Raw genomic sequence first — 10,279 nt, 5'->3', positions numbered from 1 at the left:
CTTCGGCATCTCCCCCTACGTGACCCCTGCCATTGACTTCGACGGCATCGTGATGGAGGTGCACTTCACCAGTGGCCTGGCGGCCAGCACGACCTACACTGTCACAATCGACGAGAGCGCGGCCGCCCATGGCCCCGGCGAGACCCTGGGCGAGGACTACGTCTTCAGCTTCACCACCGGCACGGGCGAGGACAACACGCCGCCGAGCATCGTCGGCTACAGCCCGGCCAACGGCGCCACGGGCGTGAGCCCCGACGTCGGCGCGATCGTGATCACCTTCTCCGAGCCCATCACCGACTCGGTCGAGCCGCTGGCGATCGACCTGCGCCTCTACGCTCTCGTCTACGACGATCCCTCGATCAGTGCCGACGGCACCCAGCTCACCGTGCCGCTCCTGCGCCTGCCGACTGGCTGCAGGCTGTGGGTGGATCTCGGCCCCTTCCAGGATCTCGCCGGCAACTGGAGCAGCGACCCGCCCCTCTACAGCTTCACGACCAGCGGCAGCGCGGACTTCTTCCCCGCCGGCATCGGTGACTGGTGGGAGTACTACAGCGAGGGGTCGGGCGGCGGCGATACCTGGGAGCACCGGTACCTGATGAAGGCGGAGAACGTCGGCGGCGGCGACTTCGATCTCACGCGCTGGCGTGAACCGTCGCCGCCTCCCGGCCGACAGCCGGACGACCCCAGCGAGCTGGACGAGGTCAGCCACTACTCGCGCACCAGCGACACGCTCTACTGGGACGGCCGCACCGAGTTTGGCGAAGGCGGCTCGACCAGCTTCAGCTTCTCGCCGCCCATCGCGTGGCTCAGGTTCCCGCTGAACCTCGGCCGCAGCTGGTCGGGCGAAGCGCTCTTCACCCTGGACGGCAACAACGCGCGGGTCACTTACTCCATCGAGGTGACGGACACCGGCCTCGACTACGCGCCCCCCATCGACCGCACGCGGGGCGGCCGCTGGTCACCCGCGGGGCGGCAGGGGGACTACATCTTCCCCGACTGCACGGAGGTGACGCTGAGCTACCAGATGCATCGCCTGACGATCGGCGACCCCGAGCTGGTGCAAGAGGGCGAGGAGACCGACCTCTACTGCCCCGGCCTCGGTCTCGTGCACAGGGATGATCAGGGCATCGAGTACGGCGAGGGCGATCCCCAGCTCTGGAGCGAGGAAGTCGACCTCGCGTGGTGGCTGGTCGGCCAGTAGCCGGCTTCCTTCGCCAGCCCGGGCTTGCTAGGATGGGGGCGGCGCCGCCGCCCCCATCGTCTTGCCAGGAGGAGCCCGTGGCCGAGACCGTCACCCTCGTCGATGCGATGGCCTACATCTTCCGGGCCTACTACAGCCAGGCCCCCCGGACCGCCCCCGGCGGCCAGCCCACCGGGGCCAGCTTCGGCTTCCTCGACTTCCTGCTGCGCCTCATCGTGCGCGAGAGCCCGAGCCATCTGGCCGTCGTCTTCGACTCCGGGCCGCGGAGCTTCCGCAACGCGCTCTTTCCCGACTACAAGGCCAACCGCGGCGCCGCCCCCGAGGACCTGCTGCCCCAGTTCGCCCAGTGCGAAGCGATCTCGGCGGCGCTTGGGCTGCGCGTCTTCAAGGTGGCCGACCACGAGGCGGACGACGTGCTCGCCAGCCTGGCCGCCGCCTGCCGCGCCGCGGGCTCTAGCGTGCGCATCATCTCCGGCGACAAGGACCTCGCCCAGCTCGTCGACGAGCAGGTGAGCGTGCACGATCCGGCCAGGAACAAGCGCTTCACGCCGCGCACCGTGCCGAAGCAGTTCGGCGTGGCGCCGGGGCAGATGGTCGACTACCTGGCCCTCACCGGCGACGCCAGCGACAACGTGCCCGGCGTGCGGGGCGTCGGCCCCAAGGGCGCCGCCGCCCTGCTCCAGGCGCTCGGCAGCCTGGATGGCATCTACGCGGGGCTCGACCAGGTGCCCGGTCTGCCGATTCGCGGCGCCAAGAGCCTGGCGACGCGCCTGGCCGAGCACCGGGAGGCGGCCTACCTCTCGCGCGAGCTGGTCGCGCTGCGCCGCGACCTGCCCCTGGGCGTCGGGCCGGCCGACCTCGCCTACAGCGGCGCCGAGCGGGCGGCCTGCGCCGCGCTCTTCGCGGAGCTCGGCTTCGCGCACCTGCTGGCATTCGTGCCGCGCTGGCGGGAGGCCTAGACTGCCGCTGCCGCGCGCGGCGGGCCGCTGACCGGCGCTTGATCCGGCGCGCGGACCGTGCTTAGGTGTGGCCGCGGCCGGGAACCCGGTGCACCGCGCGTGCTTGAACCCGGCCTCGCCACACACACCAGGGAGCTGCCGATGCGCCGCCTCTCCCCTTGCCTGATCCTCGCCGGACTGCTCGCGGCCACGGTCGCGCCTGCGGCCGCCACCGAGACCTCGCCGATCGCGCCCTACACCGGCACCTGGCGCATCAACTACGACCTCAGCTACCTGCGCGCGCTGGCGGATGAGCATCTGCCCCAGCGGGATCCCGCCGCCCTGCACAACTACATCGACACGATGAGCCGCATCATCGAGTTGAGCATCGGCGACAGCCTCATCACCTACTCACGCGGCCGCCACACGAAGCGCTTTCCCTTCGTGATCACCGGCACGGCGGACGGGAAGCTCAGCCTCACGGCGGATCCCGCAGGCACGCCGGCCGACTGGGTGCTCGAGATGACGCCGGAGGGACATCTCTACCTGCGCTCGACGGCCACGCAGTTCACGGACTTCTACGTCTACGAGCGCGGGCGCATCCTGCGCGACGAGAACGGGCTGCCCGCCTTCCTCAGCCAGCCGCCGCGCCTGCCCGGGGAGTGGACGCCGCCGGCCGCGAATCCGCCCAGCGCCGCACCGGGCGCGCCGCCCGGCGCGGCCGCCGGCGACAGCGCGGGGGCCGTCGCGCCGGCTCCGCGCGACTGATTCCCCTGGTTCGCCCACAAAAACGGGACCCCGGTCGCCCGGGGTCCCGCGTGCTGCAAAGGCAATGGACTGCAGGGTCGCAGTCGAAGGGAGCCTAGTACAGGCTCTTCACCTGGCTCAGGCTGCTCTCCTCGGCGGCGGTGAAGCCGACCGACTTGAAGCGCTGCACGCCGGTACGGCCGTAGGGCACATCGCTGTCCCAGTAGCTCACGTACCAGCCGATCGTCTCCACGCCGTTGTAGCTGATCTGGCCGCAGAGGCCGGCATTCTCGTAGCCCCAGACCATCGACTGGGTGTCGGGGAGCACGAGGCCCGCACCGCTGCAGTCGATGATGGAGTAGACGGTCGGCGGCGAGGTATCCGGGGCGCCCGCGGGGTAGAAGGTGCCCACGCCGTCCCAGGCATGGCTATAGGGGTTGATGATGTTGTAGATGCTGGTCTGGTTCAGATCGACGTTCCACTCGACCGGCATCGCGATGGGGTCGCTGCTGTACTCGTTGGTGGGGAAGCCCAGCTCGACGAGGGTCTGCGGCTCGCCCGTCGTGTTCGTCCAGACGTTCATCTGGTAGTAGCTCCAGCCGGAGGCGGAGCCGTTGCTCGTGCAGACGGTGTCCCAGGCACCGCCCGTGTTGTACATCACATCGGTGCGATCGCCCATGGGCTGGTCCACCGGCGTGCCGTTGGGAATGGTCACCACCGAGCCGTCCTTCGAGGCCACGAGGGCGAAGGCCGGCGCGGCGAGCGCCAGAACGGCAACTGCCACGAATAGCTTTTTCAACATGGTCTCCTCCAGGAGAAGGTTGCTGTCGTTGCTCAGACGTCTGTCGACCCTTGCCCCCGCCCTGCATGCGGGCGAGGGGCGGTCGAACGGCTGGGACCAGTGTACCATATCCGCACCCGCGGCTGGCAAGATTCTGCGCCGAACCGGAGCCCAGCCTCGGGAATTCCCAGCGCGAGGCAAAGAATAAGGACCCCCGGCCGTCGGCCGGGGGTCCTGGCGAGAATGGCATCTCCGAGAAGGGCTTCCGCTAGGGACTAGTAGAGGCTCTTCACCTGGCTGAGGGTCGCCTCCTCGGCGGCCGTGGTCAGGTAGTCGGCGGTGAACTGCTGCAGGCCGGTGCGGCCGTAGGGCGCATCGCTGTCCCAGTAGCTCACGTACCAGCCGACGGTCTCGACGCCGTTGTAGCTGATCTGGCCGCAGAGGCCGGCATTCTCGTAGCCCCAGACCATCGCGACGCCCGCGGGCAGCACGAGGTTGGCAGCCGAGACGTCGATGACGCTGTACACGGACGGCGGCGAGGTGTTGGGAAGGCCCGCGGGATAGAAGGTGCCCACGCCGTCCCAGGCATGGCTGTAGGGGTTGACGATGGAGAGGATGTTGTTGTTGTTCAGATCCACGTTCCACTCGACGGGCATCACGATGGGGTCGCTGCTGTACTCGTTGGTGGGGAAGCCCAGCTCGAGGAGCTCGATGTCCTGGGCGGCGCCGTTCGTGTAGACGTGCATCGTGTAGTAGGCCCAGCCGGAGGCGGAGCCGTTCGAGGTGGCCGGCGTGAACATGGCGCCGCCCGTGTTGTACTCGACATCCGCGCGATCGCCCAGCGGCTGCTCGACGGGATTGCTGTTCGGAGTGGTGACCAGCGAGCCGTCCTTCGACGCCACGAGGGCGAAGGCCGGCGCCGCGATCGCCAGGACGGCGAGCGCAACAACTAGCTTTCTCAGCATTGGGTGTCCTCCTTGAGGAGCAAATGATGTCAGGCAGGATGAAGCGCAACCCGAGGTGATCCGGACTCAGGCCCGAGTGCGATTCTCAGAACCCATCGAGTCTAGCAGAACCGGGCCGTCAGATCCAGCGCACAGATGTAACATGTTGTAAAAAGGCCGCTAGCGCCGGCGCGCCGGCCCCGGCCAGCACGGCCGATCGCGGCGCCGGGCCGGGCGCTCGGCGGGGTGAATTGGCCGCAGCGGTTGCATTCGCGCAAACCCTGCGCTAGACTGCCCCGGCTTACGACTCCCCCCTCGCCCCACGCAGCCTAGCCCTGGAAGGCGGAGGTGCGCCCGATGGCCGAATCCCGCATGCGGATCTCTATCTACAAGCAGGGACAGGACTACCAGGTCCGCATCCGCGCGTTCAGCGGCAAGGATGAGAAGCTGCTGCAGGAGAAGCTGAACCTCTTCCGCGGCGAGGAGGCCCTGCGGCGGATGGAGGGCTACGAGGATCTCCGCAACGACGAGTACTTCGTGAAGAAGGGCGCGACCGGCCCCGAGCTCTGCTTCACCTGCCAGGTGGGCCGCCTCGTCCGGCTGCGCGAACTGATCGACGAGACGAAGGGCGCCGCGCTCGAGATCGGCGCCGAGCACCTGCCGAGCACGGAACAGGCCCGCCGCGCCCTGACCTTCGAGGACCAGTTCACGGAGGAACTCACCCACATCATCGAGTCGAACCTGCCCTTCTACAAGCAGGGCCCGAAGGCGCTGGCCAAGGGGCTGGGCCTGCGCCTCGGCGCGCTCGTGCTGCTCGCGATCGTCGCCCGCGCGGTCTACATCGCCCGGGCCGACCACTACGTTCCGCGCAGCCTGCAGGCGATCATGAAGACCGCCGAGACGCCCCATGTCGGCCAGAACTACCTGGCCACCTTCATCAGGCCCGCCTACACGCACCAGTCGAAGCTGATCATCAAGCGGCCCCTCTACATCCGCGGCAATCGGGTGATCCTCGAAGGCGGCTTCTTCGTGCAGATCGACGGCATCGGCAACCTGAAGGCCTCCATCGAGGCGCACGACAACGCGCCCGTCACCCTGCGCGTGGACACGCGGCAGGGAGCGCTGACGCTCGCCGGCATCTACGTGGGCGAGGACCTCGTCGCGCCCAAGGGCGAGCTGCGCTACCTCGGCAAGGTGCCCGTGGCCGGCGCCGCACCCCACCGCGTGGACGCGCTCGACACCGAAGCCCAGGGCGCCTATGTCCGCGTACGCGACGCCGATCCCGAGGAGGACGGCACCTTCGGCTGGATGCTCGGCCAGACGGTGAGCGTCACGGGCAACGTGACGAACGACATCGACCGCTACCTGATCGGCACCAGCGACTTCAGCTTCGCGATCGCGCGCGCCAGCATCAAGCCCGAGATCCAGGAGATCCTCGACATGGCGGCCGGCGCCAGCGAGCGGGCGATCATCGACATGCGCCTGGCGGCCCGCCCCTTCCTGCTGATCGACCGGCGCAACCCGCGTGAGGATCGCCGCGAAACGCGCATCATCACGGCGGGCAACGCCCACTACATCACGCTGCAGAGCGCGGTGTTGAAGAACATCTGACGTAGAGCCGGTGCTGCGGCCCTCCCGCTCGCTCCGCTTCGAAGTCGCTTGCAGAAGGAGTCCGGAGCGCCCGGAGGTGGGAATGGTCGACGCGAACGCCCCCAGCCTGAGCATCCTGCTGATCAGCGGCAGCCGCGATCGCGCGCTGGCCGCCCTCAACCTCGCTGCCGCCGCGCTCGCCCTGGGTCGCCCGGCCAGCCTCTTCCTCACCTGGGAGGCGATGGGCCGCTTCGCGGCCGGCACCCTGGATGCGGCGCCCTTGCCCGCCGGCGTGCCGGCGGCGGCCGCCGCCGCGCTGGCCGGCCAGCCGCCCATCGCCGAGAGCCTGCAGGGGCTGCGGCGCCAAGGGCTCAAGCTCTACGCCTGCTCGGCAACGATCCAGATGATGGGCCTGGATGCGCAGGCACTGGCGGAGCGGGTCGACGGTATCGCCGGCGCGGCGAGCTTCCTCGCCGAGGCGACGGCAGGCCAGCTCCTCAGTCTCTGAGGGTGCCGTCCCCGTCGCCGTTCTCGCTGCCGCGCAGCTCCAGGTAGCGCCCCTCGAAAAAGTAGCCCAGGCGCGGCGGTCGCCCGTGTCGCGCCGCGGCGCGGTCGATGGCGTCGAGGATCTCCCGCTTCAGGTGCCGCCCCGACATGTGGATCAGCACGAGGTGCTTGACGCCCGCGGCGGCCGCGGTGGCTAAACTCGCGTCCACGTTGGCATGGCGGCTGCCCGCCATTTCCTCGGCGTCGAGGTAGGTGGAGTCGATGAGCAGGAGGTCGGCGCCGCGGCAGGGCGCGGGATCGGCGAGCGGCTGGGTGTCCCCGGTGTAGACCAGCAGCGGGTGCCAGACCGTCTCCACCACGGCCTCGCGACCGCGCGCGTGGATCAGCGCCTTGACCTCCCGCGGATCCGCGCCCGCGAGTTCGGGCCGCAGGGCCTGCCGCCGCTCCTCGATGCGATAGCCCAGGCTCTGCCAGCCGCGCGTGTGGTCGACCGCGAAGGCCGTCACCCGCGTGGCGCGCCGCGTGACCTCCAGCTCCACGCTGGCGCCCGGCTTCAGCTCCTGCCAGCTCAGCGCGTACTGCAGGCGGTGGCGCTGCTTCTTGTCGAGGTATTCGCGCAGGTAGCCGATGAAGGGGTCCCCGGCCGGATAGTGGACGGCCAGCGGGATCTCCCGATCGCCGTTGCTCAGGTTGCGCAGGTTGACCAGGCTGGGCAGGCCGGCGATGTGGTCCTCGTGGCCGTGCGTGAGAAAGACCTTGCGGATGCCGAAGATCCGCTTGCCGAGGGAGTGGATGATGCCCTCGCCGGCGTCCAGCAGGAGGCGCGCGGGCTTGTAATAGAACCAGGACGCATAGAGCGCCTTCGAGTAGCCGGCCAGGATGTTGTGCATGGGCAACACCTTAGCCAGCCGCGCGCGGCAGCGCAAGGCGCGAAAGCGCCGGCCGGCGTCTTGACACGGCTTGCAACCCATTTATCATGCACGCGTTGCGAACTCCTGGCGGGGTCTTCCCGCGCCCCTTCCGGTGGCGTGGACGCGACTCGGCCCTGATCCGAGGTCCACTCCATGACACGCAAGAAGATCGTCATCATGGGCGCGGCGGGCCGCGACTTCCACAACTTCAACTGCCTCTATCGGGACAACGAGTCCGTCGAGGTCGTGGCCTTCACCGCCACGCAGATCCCGGACATCGAGGGCCGCCGTTACCCGGCCAAGTTGGCCGGCGCGCTCTATCCCAAGGGCATCCCCATCGTCGAGGAGGAACGCCTCGGCGAGTTGATCGAGAAGCACGAGGTCGACGAGGTCGTCTTCGCCTACAGCGACGTCACGCACGAGCACGTCATGCACGCCGCGAGTTTCGTCAATGCGATGGGGCCGAGCTTCACGCTGATCGGCACCCAGGACACCATGCTCGAGAGCGCGAAGCCGGTGATCGCCGTCTGCGCCACGCGCACCGGCTGCGGGAAGAGCCAGACCACGCGCCGCGTGATGGAGATCCTCAAGGACCTCGGCAAGAAGGTCGTGGCCGTCCGCCACCCGATGCCCTACGGCGACCTCGTCAAGCAGGCCGTGCAGCGCTTCGCCACACTGGAGGACCTCGTCAAGAACGACTGCACGATCGAGGAGATGGAGGAGTACGAGCCGCACATCGCCGCCGGGCACGTCGTCTACGCGGGCGTCGACTACGAGGCGATCCTGCGCGAGGCCGAGAAGGAAGCCGACGTGATCCTCTGGGACGGCGGCAACAACGACACCAGCTTCTTCCTGCCGAACCTCTTGATCACCGTCGTCGACCCCCTGCGCGCCGGCCACGAGATCAGCTACTACCCGGGCGAGACGAACCTCCTCCAGGCCGACGTCATCGTCATCAACAAGATCGACAGCGCGAATCTCGAGGAGATCGAGAGCCTGCGCGCCACGATCCGCGAGGTCAACCCCGATGCGCTGGTCATCGACGCCGCCAGCCCGATCACCGTCGAGGATCCGGAGATCATCGCCGGGGCGCGCGTGCTGGTGGTCGAGGACGGCCCCACGCTCACGCACGGCGAGATGAAGCTGGGCGCCGGCATGGTGGCCGCGCTCAAGTACGGCGCCGAGCCCGTGGATCCGCGGCCCTACCTGGTCGGCAAGCTCCAGGAGACCTTCGCCCAGTACGCGGACATCGGCGTGCTCCTGCCGGCGATGGGCTACGGCGGCCAGCAGAAGGCGGATCTCGAGGCGACGATCGCCGCCGTCGAGTGCGATGCCGTCATCATCGGCACGCCGATCGACCTGCGCCGCATCATGAAGATCGCGAAGCCCTCGACCCGGGTCACCTACGAGCTGGACGAGATCGGTCGCCCCGACATGGACGACGTGATCGCCGCCTTCCTGCAGCAGCTCGGCGACGCCTGCGACTGCGGGCACGAGCACGACCACGCGGCCAAGGGCGCGGACAAGAGCAAGGACAAGAGCAAGCACTGAGCGCCGCAGCTTGCCGCTGAAAACGCCGGGGCCCATCGGCCCCGGCGTTCTTGTTGGCAGGCTGTGAAGGAATCAGCAGGGGATCAGGGGGTGACCAGCGTGGCGCCGTCCCGCCCGCGCGCGCGAGCCGGCAGGAGTGCGCAGTCCGTCTGGCCGAAGAGGCGGTAGAGCCACCAGCCCGCATCCGCGCCCTGGCTCTCCATCACCACGCGCTGGGCGTACTGCAGCGATTCGCCCACCATCGCGCCGCCGAGCAGGCGCTCGTAGAGGGCGGCCCGGAAGGCGTCGCGCTCGCCGACCTCGCGGAAGGGCGCGAGCGGCGCCAGCACATGGCGGCAGCCGTGCGCGAGCAGCACGCCGGCCCGCTCGCCGAGCGGGTCCAGCTCCGCGAGCTCGGTCTCGTGGCCGGGCGGCAGCTCGAGCACCACCAGCTCGCAGTCCGGCCGGCCCTCGTCCAGCAGGCTCTCGAGAGCGGCGGCGTCCAGGCAATGGATGATCCGCGCCGTCGCCTCCTGCTCCGTGGCCCAGTAGACCTCCAGGCCGCGCGTCTCCACGAGCTCCTGGATGCCCTGCGCCAGGCGCCGCGCGGCGCCGCTCTCGCCGACGACGCGCAGGCTCGTGCGCAGGCCGTCGGTCCCGGGGCGCAGGTTGCGCCGCCGGAAGTGCAGGAAGTTCGTGCCTCGCGTCAGCAGGTGGCCCTCGCCCAGACAGACCCCTTCGCGCGCGCTGGGCAGGAGCTCCCAGGGCAGGCGCAGCGCGAGCGGCGACCCGAGGATGCGCAGGCGCTCGGCGGGAGCGCGCTCCTCGCCGCGCTGGGCCAGACCGCTGGCGAAGGCCGCGGCCATCGGCCCGACGAGACGCAGGCGGCTCTCGCCCAGTTCGCGCCCGAGACGGTAGTCCTCCAGCAGGGCCCGCAGCGCGGCCGCCATCGCCTCCGGCGCCGGCAGGGCGTCGCTGAGCTCGAGGCTGAGCACCTGCTCGGTGTCCTGGCCCGGCGCTCGCAGCACCGGCTGCCGCAACAGGCGCGCGCCCGGCGGCAGGGGCGTGGCCAGCACCGGCTCCTCGTGCTCCCAGCGGCGGTCCTCGGCCTGCTTGCGGTCGAGGAAGTG

At 69.6% G+C, this 10,279-nt stretch carries 9 protein-coding genes; 6 read left to right on the top strand and 3 right to left on the bottom strand.

The genetic code is table 11. The features are described from left to right. The 3 genes from FJ251_09900 to FJ251_09890 form a co-directional block, all read left to right on the top strand. Positions 1-1,201: hypothetical protein (locus FJ251_09900; protein MBM4118031.1), on the top strand; the 1,201-nt coding region annotated here is incomplete at its 5' end. A gap of 32 nt (positions 1,202-1,233) precedes the next feature. After that, complete coding sequence (locus FJ251_09895; protein MBM4118030.1) at positions 1,234-2,160, top strand: hypothetical protein; 927 nt, start codon at positions 1,234-1,236, stop codon at positions 2,158-2,160. A gap of 141 nt (positions 2,161-2,301) precedes the next feature. Continuing rightward, positions 2,302-2,907: a hypothetical protein gene (locus FJ251_09890; protein ID MBM4118029.1), complete on the top strand. Its 606-nt coding sequence runs from the start codon at positions 2,302-2,304 to the stop codon at positions 2,905-2,907. Between the two features lie 94 nt (positions 2,908-3,001). Here FJ251_09890 and FJ251_09885 read toward each other — a convergent pair whose 3' ends face one another. Together FJ251_09885 and FJ251_09880 are read right to left on the bottom strand one after the other, a co-directional pair. Beyond that, complete coding sequence (locus FJ251_09885) at positions 3,002-3,688, bottom strand: hypothetical protein (protein MBM4118028.1); 687 nt, start codon at positions 3,686-3,688, stop codon at positions 3,002-3,004. A gap of 254 nt (positions 3,689-3,942) precedes the next feature. After that, a complete protein-coding gene (locus tag FJ251_09880; protein MBM4118027.1) occupies positions 3,943-4,632 on the bottom strand; it encodes a hypothetical protein in 690 nt (229 codons plus the stop codon). 336 nt (positions 4,633-4,968) lie between these two features. Here FJ251_09880 and FJ251_09875 point away from each other — a divergent pair, with 336 nt between their 5' ends. Next, entirely contained in the window at positions 4,969-6,222 is a 1,254-nt protein-coding gene (locus FJ251_09875; protein ID MBM4118026.1) for a hypothetical protein, read from the top strand. Positions 6,223-6,304: 82 nt separating this feature from the next. After that, positions 6,305-6,709 (top strand): hypothetical protein, encoded by a 405-nt coding sequence (locus FJ251_09870; GenBank protein MBM4118025.1) that lies wholly within the window; start codon positions 6,305-6,307, stop codon positions 6,707-6,709. Here the strand turns inward: FJ251_09870 and FJ251_09865 are convergent. Further along, positions 6,699-7,679: an MBL fold metallo-hydrolase gene (locus tag FJ251_09865; protein ID MBM4118024.1), complete on the bottom strand. Its 981-nt coding sequence runs from the start codon at positions 7,677-7,679 to the stop codon at positions 6,699-6,701. The two genes, FJ251_09870 and FJ251_09865, sit on opposite strands and share 11 nt — an antisense overlap. Positions 7,680-7,772: 93 nt before the next feature. Between FJ251_09865 and FJ251_09860 the strand changes: the two genes are divergently transcribed. Further along, positions 7,773-9,170, top strand: a complete 1,398-nt coding sequence (locus tag FJ251_09860; protein MBM4118023.1) for a GTPase — start codon at positions 7,773-7,775, stop codon at positions 9,168-9,170. The last annotated feature ends 1,109 nt before the right edge of the window (positions 9,171-10,279 follow it).

Source organism: bacterium (genome assembly GCA_016873475.1).
Lineage (GTDB): Bacteria > Krumholzibacteriota > Krumholzibacteriia > JACNKJ01 > JACNKJ01 > VGXI01.
Note: the sequence above shows the minus strand (reverse complement) of the source record. Positions and strands in the feature narration are given on the sequence as shown.

Excerpts from the sequence above, each read along its gene's own strand:
- FJ251_09890 (MBM4118029.1), top strand. The coding sequence starts at position 2,302 with ATGCGCCGCCTCTCCCCTTGCCTGATCCTCGCCGGACTGCTCGCGGCC.
- FJ251_09895 (MBM4118030.1), top strand. The coding sequence starts at position 1,234 with ATGGGGGCGGCGCCGCCGCCCCCATCGTCTTGCCAGGAGGAGCCCGTG.
- FJ251_09870 (MBM4118025.1), top strand. The coding sequence starts at position 6,305 with ATGGTCGACGCGAACGCCCCCAGCCTGAGCATCCTGCTGATCAGCGGC.
- FJ251_09880 (MBM4118027.1), bottom strand. The coding sequence starts at position 4,632 with ATGCTGAGAAAGCTAGTTGTTGCGCTCGCCGTCCTGGCGATCGCGGCG.
- FJ251_09875 (MBM4118026.1), top strand. The coding sequence starts at position 4,969 with ATGGCCGAATCCCGCATGCGGATCTCTATCTACAAGCAGGGACAGGAC.
- FJ251_09860 (MBM4118023.1), top strand. The coding sequence starts at position 7,773 with ATGACACGCAAGAAGATCGTCATCATGGGCGCGGCGGGCCGCGACTTC.
- FJ251_09885 (MBM4118028.1), bottom strand. The coding sequence starts at position 3,688 with ATGTTGAAAAAGCTATTCGTGGCAGTTGCCGTTCTGGCGCTCGCCGCG.
- FJ251_09865 (MBM4118024.1), bottom strand. The coding sequence starts at position 7,679 with ATGGGTTGCAAGCCGTGTCAAGACGCCGGCCGGCGCTTTCGCGCCTTG.